This window comes from uncultured Rikenella sp. (assembly GCF_910579375.1).
Taxonomy (GTDB): Bacteria; Bacteroidota; Bacteroidia; order Bacteroidales; family Rikenellaceae; genus Rikenella.
Map to the genome: position 1 here is coordinate 17,487 of NZ_CAJTUJ010000004.1, position 19,356 is coordinate 36,842.

Sequence of the window (19,356 nt, forward strand, 5' to 3'; positions counted from 1 at the left end):
GCGACCCCTCGCGAAAGGACACAAAAAAGGCCGACAGGATCATCTCCTACCGGCCTCTTCGAGTTTGCCGAATCGGTCTTATTTCTGTTTCAAATACTGTAAGTGCTTTTCGATCATGTCGATCACCTCGGCCGACGCATGCATGTTTTTTGCGTCTTCCAGGTATTTTTCGATGACAGACACCCTGTATTCTGTATTCAAAAACACCCGGATTTGATTAAAATCATCTTCCACCGGATCGGGACATACGCAATGAATAATCCGAGTAGCGTCGTCCACCTCCTCTGTCCATTGTCCGAAATACAAACGGTACGGTTGTTTTTCATGACGACTTAAGGCTGCAGACTTATCCGGGGTGCTTCTGTCGCCGGATTTATGAGGTACCCAATCCTGATGACCGTAAATATCGCGCCAATCGGGTTCCGGCTGTTTCCGGAACCAGTCGTAGATCGCCCGACCGATTCCCACGAGAATCAGAATGCCGATCAATCCCCAAAACAAAGTCCCCATAGCGATTCCTCCTTTTCCTAAAGTTACGAAATTATCCGCGATATTGCAACAGCCAGACGTATCGCAGCGTGGCCGAGGTCTCATCGACGACGTAACGGTAACCGCACTCCGTCATAATCTGATACAACATCTCAATACTGGGTGAAACACCGGTCAGTTCGTAGATAGCTTGCGCCAGCTGCGCCGACGTGTACCGCTTTGCGCTCTCGTCGATCGACGCGGCCGGAGCGAACGTCTCCGAAAGCACGGCCACCGTCGCCTCGATGATCTTCTCTTGTTCCTGATCGTTCATGTCTGAAAGGTATGAAAATTAAACGATCGGGGGCAACATATCCAGCAACTGACGCGGGTCGGGCTTGAGCCGGGTAAAGCATTGCAAGGCCCGCTCCCTGTCCCATTCGAACCGTCGCCCGTCGTGCAGCGTAACGAGGATCCGCGTATCGGCGAAGTTCCGATCGCGCTGGATCAAAAAGATGCGTTCGAACAACTCTTCGTAGAAGTAGTAGGATATCCGACAACTGAATGTCGGCAATGTCCGCGTCCGGTCGCAGGAGACGGTGGCGTGTACGTAAGCAGCCGGGAACGGCGGTCGTGCGGAGGGAATATAAGTAACGATTCTCATAACGCGCGCCCTCCTTTCTCACGCCGGCAACGGTCTACCAGCTGCTGTGCCATGCACACACCAATCACGGTCTGCGCCTCATTGATGGCGTTCTCGAATGTGTTCTGGTCGATTTCGTCGGAGTCGGGAATCTGACGATAGAACTCCCTGCGGATCTGTTCGAGACGCAAGATCAGGCTCTCGAACGGCATGACGGAAGATTCCCGTCGAATGAGTTTGTTTTTCATGTTGGTTTGAGCATTAAAAATTAAACACAAAAAGGGCTTCGTACTGACCCGCTGCTCTACACCAACAAGGCAGCCGGAGCATTAACTCTCGGCACGGGGGTACGAAACCCAAATTAGCAAGCATAAAAAACGCTCGCACAGATAAATCGGCGAGCATTACTCGCCTTGTTGGAAATAGAGCATTGCAAATGTAAAAACTTTCTTCAAAAAACCAAAATCGGCGCGAAATTCGCGCCGATAGACAAATCCTAATTTTGAATAACTGTGAGGCGTCCATTCTCAAAATACAAGTAGTTACCACCTCCATAAACCCATTGTTCATGGCTCCCAAAACTACCTGTTGTTCTATTCACATCATCAGGATATCCCCATGCCCATTCACATTGTTCTTTAGTCATCCCCAATTGAACTTTACCTTCCGCAATTAAGGTACCTAAATGTTTTCCGAATTTTTTAATACACTCAGCCAAATGCTGTGCTTCTTTTTCTTGCCGTAATTTTCTTTCTTGGATTTGTTGCTCTTCAATCTTTTTTTGTTCTGCAATTCTTTGTTGTTCTTTTATCAAAGCACGCTGTTCAACTTTAATAACATCTTCAAAATCATCTATTGTCCACCATCCTCCCATCGGTCCACTATCAGACTCCATATCACGTTTATTCAACATACATGTCAATGGTGGATTTTCAACAAAACGAATCGCTATATGATGTTTTAGGCTATCTTCAAAAATCAAATAGGGAATTTTGTATTCATTGTCGATATCCGCAATAGCAACATCTACACACTTGAATATTATCGGTTCTCCAAATAGTCCTACATGCATACTTGCTTTCCGTAATTCCACAGGAGTTCTTGAACTAATGTCTTTTATTACTCTTTTCATCCCGTGATTTTGTGCAGTAACAACAAAAGATCTATTGACATATTGCTGTTTTATTTTCTGATAGTACCCCATAACGATAGCTGGGAATGAGTACCTTATTGTCTTTATATATTTAGGTGATTTTATTTCCCAATTGAAAAAAATATCTTCTTCGGGCGAATGCAACGTAAATACTAGAGTATCCGATTTGCTGTTAAATGCCGTTATTGTAAATGTTTTACCTTCAATTTCTTGGCATGGAGTTGCATTTACATGTTTTGTTGTTAAATGATGTTGATAAGCATCGTACACCACATAATCTTTATATTCTACAGGTTTTTTCTTTTTACGGTACCATACCGTATCCGGTTGCAATAATTTAAAACTATAATAGTTCTCATGGGTGTCGCTCTGCATTTGTTTAGATGCCCTCTCATAAAAGCACAATTGTTGCCCAATATATTGAAAATAATCTCTCTTGTCAAGATGAAAAGTTATATTGGACGTACTGTCATAATGAGGGATACAATATGTAGTATCCAAAGCATCAGGGGTCTGAACTCGATATTCTTTTATCTGGGCTTGCACTGGAACATACAAGAACAGGCCGCTCCATAGAAGTATTACGTTGTATTTTTTCATAATCATTGAATTGTTGATCGAATTGTTCAAATGTAGCATTTTTCCGCCGGGGAACAAAAAAGTGCCGCCACCGTATCGGCAGCGACACTTAAGATATATCATATATGAATAGTTAACCTTCTTTCTCTTCCTGTGCTTTTTCTTTTTGGTCTTTATTTATAGTTCCAAGCATTTTTTGAGTATCAACAATCGGAATTATATATTCTTTTAATGCTGTATTTTTAAGCTTTTCATAATAAATACCCCGCATCATGTCCATTGACATTCGAAACAGCTCAGGTATTATATCGAGGGTAAATCGAATTGAGTTTTCATCAACAACTTCTATAATGTCTTGAAGTTGTTTAATCTCAAAACTAAATTCAACTTTTAATTTTGACAATAGCTCTCCATTTTTCAATGAATATGTCGTTTCAACTTGTAAAGACAACAGATTTTCATGGGTCTTAATTTGTAATGCCCCACCAAAAGCTAATGCTTTTCTCTTTATCTCTACTTGTGTTGACGGTGCTTGATATTCTAATTCTTCAATACTATGAAGTCGAATATTGAGTTCTTTGTTTTTTGCACTCATTTTGTCCTTATTCGTTGTATGCGTCAAGAAAGACGAATATTAAACTTGCTATTAGTACAAACGTTACGAGATGTTCTCTGAAAGTCAAAAGAATTAGTCAGTGGAATTTTAGACTCTGGCAGTGACCGTATATATCTCACGCTATGCTCCTGTCTACTTTTGGGTAATTCCATCGGAATAATTTTCTCTCCAATGACCTCTTCGATTTCCCATAGTGTTTCGGTGGTGAAATTATGAGTTCCGCTCAACCATTTAGAAATCACAGAAGGTTGTTTACCCATTTTTCGGGCAAACTCACCATTTGTCCACCCTTTCTGTTTGATCAAGTCAGCGATGAACCCTGCCAGTCTCATTCGGCATTCCACCATCCGATAGTACTTCGAATTTTCATCAATTAGACTATCAAGCAATGGAATGGAAACTTCTTCTGCTTTATTCTTCGTCTTCATTTTCTTCATCATTAAAAATCAGTTTACCCACCAATTCTCCATTGGCTGTGAGCTTTATATCTTTTTCACTTTGAGCTTTCATTATTTCTTGTGAGACATACTTCATTATCTCGGCCTGTCTATTCAAAATAGGATCTTCTTGGTATGCCCGAACTTTTTTCTCACCCCCACCTCCAAGAACGATGGCAACACCCCCAAATCGTATGCAATAAAGCCGTAAGTTTTTGTCCGGTGTATCGTATAACGCACAAACTCCATCCCCCAGTTTTCCTTCTTTCAATTTAAAATATTGCTCACGTGCTCCCTCCTTTTTCCCCATCATTTGCAACCGATGGGCAATATCTTTTATTGCTGCAGGATGGGTTGTTCTATATTGTTGAAGAAAATTAGCAAAGAGGGTGCCATCTTCCCCTTCTAACACAACCGAATAAATCTTAGCTGCTGGTCCCGAAAGATTTTTTATCTTAACAATTTTAAATTTCACTTTGTTAATACGTATTTACATGCTGCAAAGATAATCAATTTCACTTATAAGTGAAATTGTCATTTGAAAGCATAAACTAATTTTCTCTCAGGGAATAATTGCTATTAATAGATTTTACCCTTTCACACCCAGCAGATCGAAGCCTTTGAGGCGGAAAGAAAGTGTGCTGCCCACCGACAGACAGAGGTCGGGGGCGACGAACGGCAGTATCTGGTGGTCGTCGTCGAGGAACTTCAGCCACGGCGTCTCGCGCTGCTCCTGCAGCATCGCTTTCCGGAGCGCGGCGATCCGGGAGAAACACTCCAGCTGGTATCCCTCCACCTCCGCCGGCGAGGGATGGTTCGCCCCGATCGGCATGGCGATCGTTATCGCCAGCTCGAACGTGTCCGTAATTCGGTTGTTGCCGTCCCGCCCGCTGCCGAAGGCCCCGTAATCCAAAAACAGGTAGTAGTCCCCGAACGTGCCGATTCGCTCCTTGAGCGTCTTTTCGTCCGCGCCGAAGACGAAATTTGCCGGATTGACGAAAGCCGGGCATTTGGCCTTGAAGTAATCTCTGATAGTCGTTAGCATAGCATTCTCTTGACTTGTCCGACGGAGAGCCCCATTCGACCGGCGATCTCCTCCGGCGTGGTGTCGTCGGTCGCCATCGACCGGACGGCTTGGATGGTTTCGGTTCGCATGATGCCGAGGTAGGTCAAAAGCGGCATCTTCTCGACCTGCTCGTAGTTCCCGTACCCGTCTTTACACAGACCGTAGAGCGAATCGCTCATCGATATCCGCTCCTGTCGTTTGGGGCGGTCGCTGTCGGCCGACCACAGGACAGAGAAGGCGGTGCGGGTGAAGATGAAGGTGACGAACGCCTGAAAGTTCAGCACCACCGCCTGCAGCAGGATGTCCGGGAGTCGATCGATCTGTTCGATCCGGGCCGTGTCGTTCGCATCCACCCCATAGAGCAGCCCGACCAGCAGGGCCATCGCCCGGCGATTGGCCCCCTCGCCGATCGCCATCAACAAATCGTACCCCTGTGCATACTGGTACGAGCTGAGAGAAGTGGTAAGTGCCCCGCCCTCCAGATTCGCTCTCCAGCCGGAAAGCACGTCGTCTTTCAGCCGGATGGTCGGCAGCAGGTTACCGACCCACACCGCATCGATGCGGTATTCGTACTCCAGCGTCCGGGCGTACCGGATTTCCGCGTTGTCGGAGAGGAGTTCGTCCGGCGGGCACTTCCGGAGCAGCTTGCGGACATCGGCCGAGAGTTGATTGATTTGGTTGCCGTAGTCGAGTTTGAAGAAGAAGTCGAACTGGCGGGAGGCGGTCAGGAGGTTGTCGAAGAAGCGTTCCCGCGCATGGGCCGGGACGCGGATATGCTCCAGCCCGGCGAGGTGCCGAAAAAAGGCGATCCGCAGGTCGCACATCGAGAGCGCTCCCGCCCAGAAGAGACCGAGCAGCTCGACTAATCGCAAATATTGTCCCGCGGTCAGCTCCTCCCAAGCGTTCGGGAAGCGATAGGGCGTCTCACCGAAATAGAGCGTGATCATGGCAAGAGGAAGAATTTGTTTCGGGGTTTGTTCAGATTCGTCTCCGACGGCAGGTCGGTACCCGGTTCTGGCCGGTTCAACTCGAAGACGATCTGCTGCAGGGCCGCTTCGCCCTGACCGAGCAGGAAGTCCGAGAGTTTATACATCGCCTCCTGTTCGGAGGAGGCGTGGCGGAAAGCTCCGTCCTGATTCGGATTGCGGAGCGATCGCGGCAGCATGGAGATGTCGAACTGCCGCAGGGCGAACGCTACGGTCAGGATGGCCACCGCCGTCTTCACCCGCCGCAACATCTCCGGTTCCAGCGCCGGGAGGTCGATACCGGTCAGGTAGTCGTCCATGACGCGCCGCTGGATGAAGATCGACGACCAGAAGAAGTAGTCCGACGAGTCGATACCGTAGAACTCCTGAAACTCGTCGGCATTCCGAATCAGAAGCGCAGCGAGTGCTTTGCAGGCGGGTGTCTGCTGCCACTCCGGAAGATCGTCAGTGGCATTCAGGCCGCGGATCAGCGAGTCGAGTGCGTCGTAATAGTAGCCGAGATAGGTATCCTGCATAGCCTGCAGCTCGTACTTGTAGGTGTCGGACTGTTCGGTCTGCCGTTTACGGATGGTCTCGAAGAGTTTGTAGTCGTACATGATGCGGTTGGCGACGGCGGCCCGCAATGACTCCGGCAGGGCCCCCTCCTCCATCCCGGCCACCCGGTTGAATACGTCGATGCCGACGATCAGGGCGACGGTCTTGTGGGCCGGGCGGAGATAGGGGCGGATGGTCTGTTCCTGCAGCGAGCCGTCCACGCCGGGGGCATACTCCCGCAGCGTTTCGACGGTGATGATGGTATCGATGGTTGACATAGCTCTATTGATTCGAGGTGATACGATCGTCCGGGGAGACCTCCTGCTGGCGGGCCGGGACAGGCCGGTAGAAGCCGACCATATAGCCCTGCCGCCACAGGTGCGGGAAGTTGGCACGGACGGCCATGTTGATCGCGTCGCAGCAGATCTTCTCCGGCGCCGGCAGCTGCAACAGGTAGAGCAGATAGTTGTAGTAGGCGTCGGATCCCGACTTGGAGATCACCCCCTCTTTCGAGACGTTCGAGATGCTGGGATCGATCCCCTTTGCGCTCAGCAGCACTTCGTCGGCCCGTCGGTCGAACGAGATGAGCGATTCGATATACTCCTTGTACTTGAGGTCGATCTGTTCGATCTTCCACTTCACCTCCTCGCCCTTGCTGCCGAGGAACGAGAAGGAGGCGAACATCTTGCCCTGATTGTCGGCCCCGGAGAGGTAGGTGGTGAGCCGCTCCAGCTCGATGTTGGTATATTGGGTCAACAGCCCTTCATGGAAGTCGGTACCGATCTCCACGCCGTTATACCGCACCGGCTCCTTGTTCTCCCGCTTGAGTTTCCGGTTGTACTCGCACAGATCCTGAATCTGCTTTCTCTTGGCGGCCACCCATTCGTTCGGGATGATGACGTGTACTTTGGCGGCCATCGAGTTGCGCAGGAAGGAGCGGATGAAGCGGGGGTTCTCGTTCGCCCCCAAGAGCCACTCCCGCGAACCGTCGTAGGCTTTGTTGCGGCCGTAAATGCCGTCCACATCGCCGTTCGCGTGATGGGAGATCGCCACATCGTACCGGTGGATGTGCTGCGGCCGCAGCAGCGGATAGACCGAGAAGTCGCCCCGGTACCGCCAGTCGCCGACCAGCACATGTGTAAAGTCGTCGTAGGTGTAGTTCCCGAACGGGCTGAGTTCCTTCTCGGAGGCGAGCCGGGCGCGGGAGTTCTCCACCAGCTCCAGCCCCGCCACCGGCAGGCCGCCGATCGCCCGCCCCTTGAAGAAGCGCCACTTCACGAAGAAGTCCTCGAAATAGTAGTACCGGCGGATGCACTCCAGTGCAAAATCGTTCGCGTCGTCGGTAATTCCGCAGTCGTTCCACGACCGCAGCCACTCCATGATCGGCGGGCAGTCCACCCACCGCTGTACCAATTTCCCGTCGCTGTCGAACTCGATGCGGTAGACGTAGAGACCGAGGCCGTACATGATCCGCACCTGCTTCTCGATCACTTCGGGCAGCAGCCGGTTGCTCTTGATGTTCTCGCGGATGTCGGTGATCTCGGTATCGTTGACGCCGCGGGTGAGGACGTTGTAACCGGATACCTTGACTAAATGCCCGGTGCGGAGCGAAGCGGGCGTTCGGCCGAAGAGGCGGCCTTCGAGGTCGGCCATCGAGTCGCCGCCGAACTGGAAGGTGAGCACGGTATTCTCGTTCACGCAGTAGCCGAACTTGTCGTTGTGTCTTACAGCCATTCTATCTTGCGTAGTTTGAAGTTATCCTGCGGGAATCCCATAAAGCGGATCAGGATGCGGTAACAGGTCTTGCACTCGCCCCGCGCGTCGGTGAAGAGGAAGTAGTTCTCCGAATCGACCCAAAAGCGATCGCGCGGCAGCTGCGCCCGCACCTTGCATCCGGCCACCACCCGCAGCGTGGCCGAGGCTTCGCCCCTGACCCGGTTGTAGGGAAAGAAGGCGATGGTGAAGGTACCGTCCGGCACCTTCGACACCTCCCGCGCCAGCCGCAGCGCCTCTATGCCTCCCATGTTGTGCATCCCGACAGCGAAGATAGCCGACCGGCGGTCCGACCGAAAGGACACCGGAGGGGGATTATGGCCTCGTCCGGCAGCCTTATTCTCCTTCTCGGCGCGTTTCCGGTGCGAAGCGAGAAGCGCGCCGCAACGCCATGACTCTGACGGGGTTGTCATATTTCCAGCCCCGGCCGGGGCCGTGCACACACTTTTTCGGAATTAGCGGGGCGGCTGTTTTTCTTCGTTTGCGTTTTTGTTATGCGGCGTTTTGAAAGGCAACAAGCCTGCAAATCAACCCTTTGCCCCTGTTTTCGTTATCAATTCGGCCGATTATTGCGGGTTCGGCGGAAATTATTCGGTTACAGGACGATATTTTCCGGCAGCTCCGGGATATTTTGCATCTCGGCGGGCAGTTTGTTGCCGTACAGCCCGAACAGCAGGTATATCAGGGCGGAGGGTATCTGCGTCGAGAGGCCGGCTTGGTACTGAATCGGCACTTTGATCTCGGAACTTTTGTCCAGCTCGATACGGCCGTCGGCGCGCTTCTTGAGCGGCGCCAGAGGCAGGGCGGACTTGAGCATGGGGCATTCGTTCTCGTCGATCAGGATGCGAGGCAGACCTTTGTACCGGTTGGAGAACAGAATCGCCATCAACTTGTATTGCTCGTAGTGGTAGATCGTACGTTGTCCCTCGTTCATCAGCCGCACCCGGTAACCGTGGTTCTCCAGTTCCCGCTTGAGCAGCCGGGCGTCGGTGGTAATCTGCTCCTGATCCTCGCGCCGCTTGTTCCCGGCGCGGTCGTAGTACAGCAGGATCTCCACGCTCTTGTCGTAGTCCTCGCCGTAGAACTCGTCGAACTTGTTAGCCAGCTGCACCTGATCCCACGGGGAGTAGACGAAGAACTCCTTCTGAATGCGGCACTCGTTCATCCGTTCGTCCTGCTGAGCGACGACGACGGACTGGAACGAACCGGGGTCGTAGCCGAGAATCAACGGTTCGGAGCGGCGAAAATACTTGAGGTAGGAAGCGGTCAGACGGAAGTCGTCGCCCAAGTCGAACGACAGGATGGACGAATACCGGTAGCTGTCCGAGTAGCAATGCACCTCCGGCTTGAAGTTGCAGAAGAACATGTTCACCACGCGCCGGATCCGGATGTTGCAGATGGATGACAGGAACTCGTCGGCGCTCAGACTCTCGTACTGGGTCTGGAAGAACTTCGGGCCGAGAAAGTCCTTGTTGGCGAACGACGAGGCACGGATGTAGTAGCTTTGGTTCCGGCGCATCTCGTTTAGAATCGGTTTCCAGATTTCGACGCGGTGTTTCAGCCGGCGCTGCTCTTCCTGAAGCCGGGCGATCGTCAGGGGGTTGGTCTCCGACCGGATCGCATTGTTCACCTCGAACAACCGTCCCAACGCCTTATCGTGATGCAGGGCGGCGTTCACGATGTCGCAGATCACCTCTTCATCGACATGCCGTTCGTACTCCTCGTACCAATTGTCTTCGCCGAGGTCGAGCCGGGCGGTGTCCGTAACGCCGGTGATGCCGAGGTAGTAGGGACATTGGCGAATCTTTCCGACGGCACCCCGCAGGGCCGGAAAGACCCGCGACTTGAGGCTCTGCCCGCGTTGCAGCTTCATCTCTTCGATAAAGGCATGGACGGCGCTCTCGCCGGCCGAGGACTCCGGCATATCGCTGCTGACGAGTTTGAGGTGGTGGCCGGTGGCGAAGACGAGACTGTGCTTCGGGTAGGTGATCGGCCGGCGGGGTTTGCAGAAGTGCGACGGAAGTTTCTTGGCCCCGACCACGTAGTGAATCCCCTCCTCCAGAAGCGGCCGGCCGGAGGCGGTGGGCTGCGAAAAGGCGGCCCGGATGTTGGGGATAATGTTGGTCATCAGGGCCACGTAGGTCTTATGCACCATGAACGACACCTCGCCGGGCATGGCGTCCGCCACCCGGATCATCCGCGAGGTGATGATCCCTTCGGTCTTACCGGTGGCGCGGGCCACCTCGGCGATAATCACGTTCGTGTCGATGCAGTTCACCCGCAGCTGCATCCGGTTCATGTATTTCTGCTCCAGCTCGGCGATCTTATCGTGGGTCATCGTCCATCTCGTTTTGAAGTTCGGTAAAGGGTACCTCCTCGATTTCGGCATCTTCACGCAGGCGTCTCTTTTCCGGCTCCGGAATATCCAGCGAGTCGATGATCTTGGCGTAGATGCCGTCATTGGCCTTGCGGGCAATCTCTTTCTTGGAACGGCTGGTGAAGCCGAGGTCTTCGGGGGTGATCTCGTTCGACATGACGTAAACCACGCCCAGCGAGGCCTGTTTGTCGGCGGCGGTCGCCTGCAGGCGGCACTCTTTCGCTTTGTCCATGCACCGCTCGGCGATGTCGACCCGGCCTTTGGCCAGCGCGACTTTCACCAGATCCTCGAACTTGTTGGCATAGTCCCGCAACCACACATTCTCGGCCACGTTGCAATCGACGTCGAAATAGTTCAGGGCGGCGTATATCCGGCTCTTGGCGGTGTTGATGTTGATCTCCACGCCCTGTTCGGCTTTGGTGCGCACCTGTAGCCGCTTGGCTGCACGGGTGATGTTCCGCTCGGTACTCCAGATCTGCATGGCGAAGACCATCTGATTGATGATCCGCTGCAACTCCGGCGGGATCACGGTACTCTTGCCGGTACGGATGAACTCGTCGATCACGTCGGGATGGATGCTGCCTATCTTCTCCAGATTATCCATAACGTCAGATTCCGAATAGGTCGGCCAGCAGTTCGATGGCCTTCTGTTCCTGTTTGCGTTCGTCTAATTTCGAGATGGCCTCCACATCGCCTTTCTCGGCGGCGCGGGCCAACTCCACGTTGGTGTTGTAGTCCATCATGGCCCGGCCGTTGGCATACGACTCGTAGACTTTCGTTTCGGGCCGGGTGAACTCGTCCAGAAAGGCCTCCCGTTCGGCGGCGGGGATGCGCAGCAGGGAGGCGATCTGGGCGGGGGTGTGTCCGATCGCTCCCATGTCGCGGATCCGCTTGAGTATCTGTTCGTCGATCGTCATTGTGCGGCCGCCTCCTCGTAGCTCAGTTTCTTACCGTCTCGCAGCAGGTAGACCTCGCCGCTGCCCACGGCATTGATATACCGGGCCACGGTGGCATCGACGAACTTCTCCAGCAGTTCCATCGTATAGCAGACCCGTTTGTGCTGTTCGCAGGCCATCAGTGTAGAGCCGCTGCCGCAGAAGAGATCGACCACTACGTCTCCCTCTTTCGAGCTGTTCAGCAGCGGATAGGAGATGAGCGCCACCGGTTTCATGGTCGGATGGATGTCGTTGCGCGTCGGTTTGTCGTAGTGCCAGACGGTGGACTGCGAACGATCGGCATACCAGCGGTGCCCTTTCCCCTCTCTCCAACCGTACAACACCGGTTCGTGCTGCCACTGGTAATCCTGACGCCCCATCACGATCGAGTTCTTGACCCAAACGCAGCACTGAGCCAGCTTGAACCCGGCCCGCGCGAAGTTGCGCCGAAAGGCCAGCCCTTCGCTGTCGCTGTGGAATACGTAGATCGCCGCACCGGGTTTGGCCACGGTGTACATGTTCCGGAATGCCCGGAAAAGGAACCTGTCGAAAGCGTCGTCCGACATGGAGTCGTTGGCGATTGTCAGGGCATCCTCCGTCTTTCCCTCGTACTCGACGTTGTAGGGCGGGTCGGTAATCAGCAGATCGGCCCGGCGATCGTTCATCAGGGTGACCACGGCGGCCGACGAGCAGGAGTCGCCGCACATCAGCCGATGCGGGCCGAGCAACCAGATGTCGCCGGGGCGGGTGATAGCCTGTTCCGGAAGGTCGGCTTCGGCATACTCTTTCTCCAAATCGAGCTCGTCGAGCTGTTCGGTGAGGGTCATCTTGGTATCGAGCTTCAGGTCGAGCGCTTCCGGTTCCACGCCGAGATCGAGATTGAACTGCGAGAGCGACTCGGAGGTAATCTGGTATTTCTCGAACAGGATGGTGTCCGGATTCTTCTGCGCAAACTCGGAATTGTAGGCGGCGATCTCCTCGACGGCCTCCTTTTTGTCGGCGGCGTAGATCGGCTCGTAGGGGATCTCCGGAATCTCCATCCCGCGGTTCCGCAGGTGCAAGAGGGCTTTCTTGCGCTGATGGGCGTCGATGATCCAGAGCTTGCCGTCCGGATCGCGCCACGCCTTGAAGGAGTATTTGAAGCCCCGTGTTACGATGATCAGCGCGAGCTTCATCATCTTCTCCTCGTCGTGGAGCTTGAAGTCTTCCTGCAGTTCGTGGAAGTCGTCCAGCGGGGCGGTCGGCAGGTGGCCGAGGTTATGAACCTGTATTTGCATGGGATAGTATTTTTTTGAAAATGGCGGCGCGCTGTTCGTGGCGCGTTTTGTGGCGGCGGGCCTCTTCGATCGCTTCAGCGGTGGCCCCCCGGCGATTCATCCGCCCTGTGTAGCGGCGGATGTTGTTGCGGCAGTTCTCGTACTGCCGGATGAACCGGTCGCGGTCGCTGTTCCAGAGTGCGAGCAGTTCTTCGTAATCGGCCTTGTTCTTCAGGTACGGATGCTCGTTCAGGAAGACGCCCCGGTCGTTCAACGACTGGAGTTCGCGAAAGCAAAGAAGGTTCTGAATGCGCAGCTCGGCCATCTCCTTGACATCGCTGTCGGTGGGGGCTGTGTCGAGTCGTTCATCCAGAACCTTCATCTGGCGATAAGTCCGGATACGGTCTTCGTAGATCACGAGGGCCGTAGCCGTGTCAGGATCTTCTAAGCATCCCCAGCGGATCTTGGGGTACTCTTGCTCTTTGAGGAGCTTTTTTTTTCGCTGGGCTCCGCTGCGGCAGCTTTGGCCTGTTCTTCCTCTTCCTCCTCAGCTTTCAACCGGGCCTCCTCTTCGGCCTTGAGGCGGGCAGCTTCTTCCTCCTCGGCTTTCAACCGGGCCTCCTCTTCGGCCTTGAGGCGGGCAGCTTCTTCCTCCTCAGCTTTCAACCGGGCGGTTTCCTCTTCGGCCTTGAGGCGGGCGGCCTCTTCTTCCTCAGTTTTCAGCTGGGCTTTCTCCTCTGCCTTGAGCCGGGCGGCTTCTTCCTCCTCGGCTTTCAACCGGGCTTCCTCTTCTGCCTTGAGCCGGGTAGCCTCTTCGGCCTCTTCCTTCAGACGGGTAGCCTCGGCTGCGGCCCGCTCCTTCACGGCTGCGAGGGTACGACGATGACGAACGATCTCCTCCTCGGTCGCCAAGTCGAGCAACGCGAACAAAATCGAGGAGGCGTCCTGCAGACGATTGAAGACACCGCGCTTGAGCAGGTGGTGCTGGGGAGCTTTCTGTTTCAGAAGCTCCCGGTCGGCTTCGAGATGCGTTACACCGAGAAGCCGATCGTGAGCGTTTTTCTTTTCAATGAAATCCATGAGCGAAGGAATTATGCGGTTTGAACACGGGTGCCGGAGACTTCGACCAGCCGGGTCGGATCCAGCACGCGGAAGGTGATGGAGCTGCCGGTCTTCGCCGTCCAAGTCGCTCCGCCCTCCAGAACGAATGCCGCGCCGTCCTCGATGGTGGCCGCATTGTCCGAACCGGTGCCGGTGACGGTGATCGTCCGCCCCTTGTCGCTATCGGTCAGTCCGCTTACTTTGGTTACCGGCACAGCTTCGGTCGTTCCGTTCGGCAGAATATACCGGTCGTTGTTGGCGACGATCGCGAGGGTGTCGGTATCGGCCGCGAGCGACACCGGTTCCGAACGAACGATGGCGCCGACGTATTTGTACGGCTGTCTCCATGTCGTATTCTCGAAGGTGAAAGTCAGGCTGCGTTTCTCCTTGTTGTTGGCCCGTTCCGACGTCTTCAGGATCATCGGCTTGCAGGGGTTACCCATTACGAAATAGTTGTCCGACTCGCACTCCCGATAGATGATCACGAACTTACCGCCGGTAAACTCTTCCATGAAGTTCAGCAGCTTGTCCCGGTTCCCGGACATCTGGATGACGAACGTATTCGTATTGCTGGTCGTGAAGTCTCCCTTCTCGCTCTTCCCGTCGTCCGTCGGAATGTCGTGCGCCTCGAAGTAATACATGACCTCGCCGATCTTGAGGGGAATCGTGCCGACCTCCCGATCGGCATTCGGTTTCGGAAAGGGTACGTTCTGATCCACCTGACTCAAGTGAACGAGCCACACCTGATAGGCGATCTGTCCGCCGGCGGCGTCTTTGTCCGAGGTGTCTTCGATGTCGCCGATCAGCGCCATGCTGCCGGCCAGAACCGTGCCGCCGCTCACTGTCAGCGCGTCGGGCAACAGGGTTGTGTCGAAGGCTGCGGCTGCCAGCGCGGTACCGGCGAACAGGCCGAACACCACGAGAAACAGGGTCAGCATCAGTTTGCGTTTACGAGCCATGTCCATTCTATGCGCACGGATGGCCCGCTTGATGGTTTGTTTTTTCATGTGTCGATGAATTTTGAGGTTAAAAGGGGAGCCGCCGGACGGCTCCCACGAATCGTTGACAGCCTACCTGCCGCCCGGAACGTTGGGCTGGAGGGCCTGATTGATGGTGCGGGTACCGCCGACGCAGCGTTCCAGCTCCCGGAAACGGTCGCCGTCCGCATTCAGGATCACCATCAGGTAATCGCCCTTCTTGGTCGGCGTGAAGGCTTCGGTCAGATCGGCAAACTTGCCCGATTTCGCAATGGTCTGCGGATGGGTTTCGTCGCCGACTTCGATCAGGTAGGCCACGCCGGCTTTCGCGCCGACGATGTCGGTGATCGCTTTGGCAGCCGTGTTCACTCCGGTAACGTAGTGGCGGAAGTCGCCGCTGACGGTAACCTGCTCGGCATCGGCGGCCAGTGCGACGCACGGCTTGTTGCAGAAGATCTCCTGATCCTCGAAACCGTGCGCCGCCCGTTCGGCTTTCGTCTTGAACGGCTTGCCGGCATAGGCGGCCGAAGTTCCCTCTTTCCAGATGCTCCACGCCTTGACGTCTTCCATGTCAGACTCGAATTGCACGGCGTGCATCTCGCCGGCGGTCAGTTCGATCGACTGGATGTTGCCCGGCTTCTGCACCCAGATGAACGGCAGGGTCTTGCCGTACGGACACCAGCGAATGCGGTTCTGGTGGTCGGGAACGACGTCGCCCTGCGGCCCGGTGAAGTCGGTATCCTTACCGTAAATCTCGCGGATACCGGCTTTCCACATGGCCCGGTGGTTGGCGTTCAGGATAACCTCGTATTTGTCGAGATCCGGAACGCGTTCGGAGAGAGACAACAGGAAATTGGTCACGCAGGCCACCATCGTCGCGCCGCTCGTATAACCGGAGAAGGCCGAGTCGTCCACCAGTGCGATCTTACCTTCGTTGTAGTACCGCAGCAGGGTGTAGTACACTCCGGTACCGGCGTTCAGCGTGTGGCCCGATTTGCCGTCTTCGGGTTTCACGTAGAGACCGAGCACCTTCCGCTGGTTCTGTTCTTCGATCAGTTTGGTCGAGATGTTCAACATCGCCCATTCGATCATCGTCCACTTGATCGGGTCGGAGCCCTCCGTGTTCAGATAGCCGATGTACTGGCGTTCGATCTCCTTCATGGAGTTGAACAGCGTTTTGAACATCGCGTCGTCCACGTAGCAGATCTCCGGTTGCAACTCGACGTTCCCTTTCCAGATACCGCCTTTCTGGTAGGCCTGCGAGAAGTCGCCGAAAAAGGCGTTGATCATCACCTCGCGGTCTTGTACTCCGAAGCGGCGCGGGAAGATGTCATAGACATTACGGATTGTGGCCAACCGGGCAATCAACAGGTCGGTACGCCGGGTCAGATACTGGTCGCCCAGTCCTTTCGGGTCGATGCCGATGCTGACGCCTTCGGCCAACAGGGCCGGATTGAGCAGATTGGCCTGCCGCAACTCGTTGATACGACCGGCCACGATACCGGCATATGCACTGAGCTGCTCCCGGAACTCGGCGCCGACCTCTTTCTCCATGACGGCGTTGAGCGGTTGCGTCAGAGCGAGAGCCGGATTCAGCGCGATCCGGTTGTACCGTCGTTCCATCGAGTAGAGCGGGTGTTCGATGCCGCAGAAATAGGCTTCGGTGTGGCCGGGGCCGTTCGGCGACAGAGCCGAACCGTTCACGGTGGCCGGTTTGTCAGGCAAGGTCTGCCGGCTCATTTCGCGGAGTGCGCCGGCGATGGCCTGTGCCGCATCGACGACGGAGTCGGTGCGCTGAACCGGGGTGGCAGCACATCCGGCCGGGGCATTCTCGTTGTCATTACCGCCACTGGCTTCGGCGAGGGCGGCATTCAGGATGGCCAAGGCGGCGGCGTTGTCCGCTGCCTCTTGAGACGGATCGCCGGCAATGGAGGTTTTTGCTTCCTGCTGCCGCTGGAACTCGGCCTGATCGTCGGCGAGTTCGGTGCCGTACTCTTTGCGGTACGCTACCCGAATGGCCTTCCAGTCGGCACTGGTCATCTCCTGATTCCGAGCCTTGTCCACCATCTTGAGCGAGATGAACACGGCTTTCAATTGTTCGATGAACTTCATGTTGGTTAGATATTGGTTGATATTTGGTTACTGTCGCGTACACTGACGCCGAGGTCATAGGCTTCCCGCAGCGCGGCGCTTAGATCGGGCAGGATGCCGTCGATCAGACCGAGCTCCTGTGCCTCGGAGGCAAAGAAGATTTCCCCCCGGAATACGGGATGATCGTCGGGAAGGTCGTTCAGCTGCGGCCGACCGGCACGCACATTCTTCTCGAATTGCTGCTGGAGCGGGTCGAGCATGGTCTTGATGTACTCTTCCGGCTTGCCGTCGAGCAGATCGTTCACTGTCTTGTTTTTGCGATCCGAACGGGTGGCATAGGCTTCCACTCGTTTGATGCCAAGTTGCTCGTAGTAGCCGTCCAGATTGATTCCGGTGGTCATGGTACCGATACTGCCGATGACGTCGTTTTGCGTGAAGGCTTTAACGACGGTCGCCTGACTGGCAAGATAATAGGCGGCCGAGCAGCACTGGTATTCGATAAAGGCGTAGATGGGCTTTTTGCATGCGCGCATCGCCTCGGCCGCCACATCGAGCAGCCATGCTATGCCGCCCCCGGAATTGATATGCAGGAAATGGGCGAGTACGTTCGGCAGGGCGTCGGCCGCCTTCAGGTTATTCAGGAATCCGGTGGTCGAGAACATCTCGCGCCAGCCATAGACCCAGTCGTAATAGAAAGAGGGATGCGAAAGAATCATCCCGGAGATGGGATGGTAGAATACGAACTCTTTGTCGGCGGTGATCTCCGAGAGGTCGAACGTGACGGAAATATCGCTATTCGACAAAGCCGGAAGTGCTTTGACGACGCCGCACGGGTCGAATGCAGGCGGCTGGGTATTGGCATGGAGAAGACTCTCGACAACGAAACGGTCGAGAAACTTCGGTTCGACAAGCAGATGGGAGTCGATCAGCCGGGCGAGAGAGAAGACCATTTTTTATTGCAAAAATCCGCTTCTCCGGCTGGAGAGTAAAGGACTAACCGTGCAGGAGCGGCCGCAGAGATTTGCAGCTCATCTCGAACGAAACGGTCTCGGCGCGGGGTATCACGACCACCAGAACGGGAATATCGATCGTACCCCACGAGTGGAAATCGGCACCGTCGTGCAGCCATACCTGTGCCCGAAACCGAGGAATCAGCGACAGGAGCGCCTCGGCCTCCGCGCGCGGTACGGCGATCTTGAGGGACTGGTCGTACAAGACTCCCTGCGTGGAGGTCTTCGCCTCTTCATCGAACGAGACATCCGAATAGGTCGTCAGGGTCGACGGTTCACCGACCTGTCGGTTCCGGACGGGGGCGATCCGGACAAGGGACGAAAATTCTCTTTTCATAGCGGGCGGCTTGCTTTATTTTCAACAGTTTTCGGTGAAAATCGCGGCAAAATATTATAAAGCACTGATATACACTATAATGCAACTTTATTCATGATCCGGCGCACTTTTCGGACAGCATAATTCGCCTTTTGGCGCAAAGTTTCGTGCAGCTGAGTCCGGGTCGAAACCTCATAGCGGTAGAACTTCTTCTTGAGTGTTTCGATGTCGCCGTGGAAGAGGGTTTCCATTCCGTACTCCTGAATGAAGGCTTCGATGGCGTCCTTGACCTGAAACCCGCACACACGGGCTGTGCTGCAAAAAGCGGTGAAGTCGTTGTCGAACTCGCGCTTGAGGGTGGCATTGATCTGCGCCTCCGCATGAGGTGTCAGGAAGAGAGCCTTTCCCCGGTGGGGATCGCTGTACTTCGAGCGCGAGAGTCGGATGGCCACAGCACTGTCGTCCGGATCCGGCGCGGAAGGCAATATCCGATCGGAATGAGAAACAAGACTCGTGATCGCCATCCCGGTCAGACTCCGACTGTCGACCAAACAATATCCGTCGTCCTGTCGCGGAAAGCGACCGACGAAGTAACACCGCAGGATCGGATCTTTTATGTGCAACAGTAATTCCATGTCAACTATCACTCACTGATAAAGTTACTGCTATTTCTCCGCAATGGGAAGCCCCCGGCGCAGCCTCCTTACAAGTAAAAATCGGCGTTGGATTTCGTAAGGGCACTCCCGGCCGCTTGCGGCCCGGCGGTAGTTGCATAGGTTACGGAGGGGCAAAATCGGCCCAAGTTTGTAACCGGCCTCGGATTCGCTTGACAACCAAATCATTACATGGTTACAGCCATTTGCTGAGTTTGTAACCGTTTGATACCCAAATATGAAATTTTCCGATCCGTTGCAAAAAAGTTGTAACCCGGCCTTTCGGAAAGCGATCCGGGCTCTCTCTTCGGGTTACACCTCTTTTTAGGTTACAACTTTTAAATAGAGTTGTAACCAAGTTGTAACCTAACAACTCACAAGCCGA

The 19,356-nt window shown here is 54.6% G+C and carries 24 protein-coding genes; all 24 read right to left on the minus strand.

The genetic code is table 11. The annotated features are described in order from the left end of the window. Positions 1-78: 78 nt before the first annotated feature. The 24 genes from QZ302_RS00925 to QZ302_RS01040 all read right to left on the minus strand — a co-directional run bounded on the left by QZ302_RS00925 (position 79) and on the right by QZ302_RS01040 (position 18,953). Positions 79-510, minus strand: a complete 432-nt coding sequence (locus QZ302_RS00925) for a hypothetical protein (protein ID WP_294591460.1) — start codon at positions 508-510, stop codon at positions 79-81. A 31-nt stretch (positions 511-541) separates the two neighbouring features. Further along, positions 542-802 carry a hypothetical protein gene (locus QZ302_RS00930; RefSeq protein WP_294591462.1) on the minus strand — a complete coding sequence of 87 codons (261 nt, stop codon included), beginning with the start codon at positions 800-802 and terminating at the stop codon, positions 542-544. Between the two features lie 18 nt (positions 803-820). Next, positions 821-1,132 carry a hypothetical protein gene (locus QZ302_RS00935; protein WP_294591464.1) on the minus strand — a complete coding sequence of 104 codons (312 nt, stop codon included), beginning with the start codon at positions 1,130-1,132 and terminating at the stop codon, positions 821-823. Continuing rightward, positions 1,129-1,359, minus strand: a complete 231-nt coding sequence (locus QZ302_RS00940; RefSeq protein WP_294591466.1) for a hypothetical protein — start codon at positions 1,357-1,359, stop codon at positions 1,129-1,131. Before QZ302_RS00940 ends, QZ302_RS00935 begins: the two co-directional genes overlap by 4 nt. A 248-nt stretch (positions 1,360-1,607) precedes the next feature. Next, positions 1,608-2,864: a hypothetical protein gene (locus QZ302_RS00945; protein ID WP_294591468.1), complete on the minus strand. Its 1,257-nt coding sequence runs from the start codon at positions 2,862-2,864 to the stop codon at positions 1,608-1,610. A gap of 112 nt (positions 2,865-2,976) precedes the next feature. Beyond that, positions 2,977-3,438 (minus strand): hypothetical protein, encoded by a 462-nt coding sequence (locus tag QZ302_RS00950; RefSeq protein WP_294591470.1) that lies wholly within the window; start codon positions 3,436-3,438, stop codon positions 2,977-2,979. Positions 3,439-3,461: 23 nt separating this feature from the next. Next, a complete protein-coding gene (locus QZ302_RS00955) occupies positions 3,462-3,887 on the minus strand; it encodes a helix-turn-helix transcriptional regulator (protein ID WP_294591471.1) in 426 nt (141 codons plus the stop codon). Then, on the minus strand, positions 3,871-4,371 hold the full coding sequence (locus tag QZ302_RS00960; protein ID WP_294591473.1) for a hypothetical protein: 501 nt from the start codon (positions 4,369-4,371) through the stop codon (positions 3,871-3,873). The genes QZ302_RS00955 and QZ302_RS00960 overlap by 17 nt, the downstream gene beginning before the upstream one ends. A gap of 114 nt (positions 4,372-4,485) precedes the next feature. Beyond that, the gene (locus QZ302_RS00965; protein ID WP_294591475.1) at positions 4,486-4,941 is read right to left on the minus strand and encodes a hypothetical protein; all 456 of its coding nucleotides are present in this window, start codon (positions 4,939-4,941) and stop codon (positions 4,486-4,488) included. After that, positions 4,935-5,909, minus strand: a complete 975-nt coding sequence (locus QZ302_RS00970) for a hypothetical protein (RefSeq protein ID WP_294591476.1) — start codon at positions 5,907-5,909, stop codon at positions 4,935-4,937. The genes QZ302_RS00965 and QZ302_RS00970 overlap by 7 nt, the downstream gene beginning before the upstream one ends. Beyond that, positions 5,906-6,760, minus strand: a complete 855-nt coding sequence (locus QZ302_RS00975; RefSeq protein ID WP_294591478.1) for a hypothetical protein — start codon at positions 6,758-6,760, stop codon at positions 5,906-5,908. Before QZ302_RS00975 ends, QZ302_RS00970 begins: the two co-directional genes overlap by 4 nt. A 4-nt stretch (positions 6,761-6,764) precedes the next feature. Further along, positions 6,765-8,216, minus strand: coding sequence for a hypothetical protein (locus tag QZ302_RS00980; protein ID WP_294591480.1), 1,452 nt, complete (start codon positions 8,214-8,216; stop codon positions 6,765-6,767). Next, positions 8,207-8,560: a hypothetical protein gene (locus tag QZ302_RS00985; protein ID WP_365320573.1), complete on the minus strand. Its 354-nt coding sequence runs from the start codon at positions 8,558-8,560 to the stop codon at positions 8,207-8,209. The genes QZ302_RS00980 and QZ302_RS00985 overlap by 10 nt, the downstream gene beginning before the upstream one ends. 290 nt (positions 8,561-8,850) lie before the next feature. Further along, a complete protein-coding gene (locus QZ302_RS00990; protein WP_294591482.1) occupies positions 8,851-10,593 on the minus strand; it encodes a hypothetical protein in 1,743 nt (580 codons plus the stop codon). Further along, the gene (locus tag QZ302_RS00995; RefSeq protein WP_294591484.1) at positions 10,580-11,236 is read right to left on the minus strand and encodes a hypothetical protein; all 657 of its coding nucleotides are present in this window, start codon (positions 11,234-11,236) and stop codon (positions 10,580-10,582) included. The genes QZ302_RS00990 and QZ302_RS00995 overlap by 14 nt, the downstream gene beginning before the upstream one ends. A 4-nt stretch (positions 11,237-11,240) precedes the next feature. After that, complete coding sequence (locus QZ302_RS01000; RefSeq protein ID WP_294591486.1) at positions 11,241-11,549, minus strand: hypothetical protein; 309 nt, start codon at positions 11,547-11,549, stop codon at positions 11,241-11,243. Next, positions 11,546-12,844, minus strand: a complete 1,299-nt coding sequence (locus QZ302_RS01005; RefSeq protein WP_294591488.1) for a site-specific DNA-methyltransferase — start codon at positions 12,842-12,844, stop codon at positions 11,546-11,548. Before QZ302_RS01005 ends, QZ302_RS01000 begins: the two co-directional genes overlap by 4 nt. Continuing rightward, positions 12,825-13,241, minus strand: coding sequence for a hypothetical protein (locus QZ302_RS01010; RefSeq protein ID WP_294591490.1), 417 nt, complete (start codon positions 13,239-13,241; stop codon positions 12,825-12,827). Before QZ302_RS01010 ends, QZ302_RS01005 begins: the two co-directional genes overlap by 20 nt. A 26-nt stretch (positions 13,242-13,267) precedes the next feature. Continuing rightward, positions 13,268-13,903 (minus strand): hypothetical protein, encoded by a 636-nt coding sequence (locus QZ302_RS01015; protein WP_294591492.1) that lies wholly within the window; start codon positions 13,901-13,903, stop codon positions 13,268-13,270. 11 nt (positions 13,904-13,914) lie between these two features. Continuing rightward, complete coding sequence (locus QZ302_RS01020) at positions 13,915-14,931, minus strand: hypothetical protein (RefSeq protein WP_294591494.1); 1,017 nt, start codon at positions 14,929-14,931, stop codon at positions 13,915-13,917. Positions 14,932-14,994: 63 nt separating this feature from the next. Continuing rightward, positions 14,995-17,013 carry a hypothetical protein gene (locus QZ302_RS01025; protein ID WP_294591496.1) on the minus strand — a complete coding sequence of 673 codons (2,019 nt, stop codon included), beginning with the start codon at positions 17,011-17,013 and terminating at the stop codon, positions 14,995-14,997. 5 nt (positions 17,014-17,018) lie between these two features. Continuing rightward, positions 17,019-17,942, minus strand: a complete 924-nt coding sequence (locus QZ302_RS01030) for a S49 family peptidase (RefSeq protein ID WP_294591497.1) — start codon at positions 17,940-17,942, stop codon at positions 17,019-17,021. A gap of 43 nt (positions 17,943-17,985) precedes the next feature. Then, positions 17,986-18,339, minus strand: coding sequence for a hypothetical protein (locus QZ302_RS01035; RefSeq protein WP_294591499.1), 354 nt, complete (start codon positions 18,337-18,339; stop codon positions 17,986-17,988). Between the two features lie 74 nt (positions 18,340-18,413). Next, positions 18,414-18,953 carry a hypothetical protein gene (locus QZ302_RS01040; RefSeq protein WP_294591500.1) on the minus strand — a complete coding sequence of 180 codons (540 nt, stop codon included), beginning with the start codon at positions 18,951-18,953 and terminating at the stop codon, positions 18,414-18,416. Positions 18,954-19,356 lie beyond the last annotated feature (403 nt).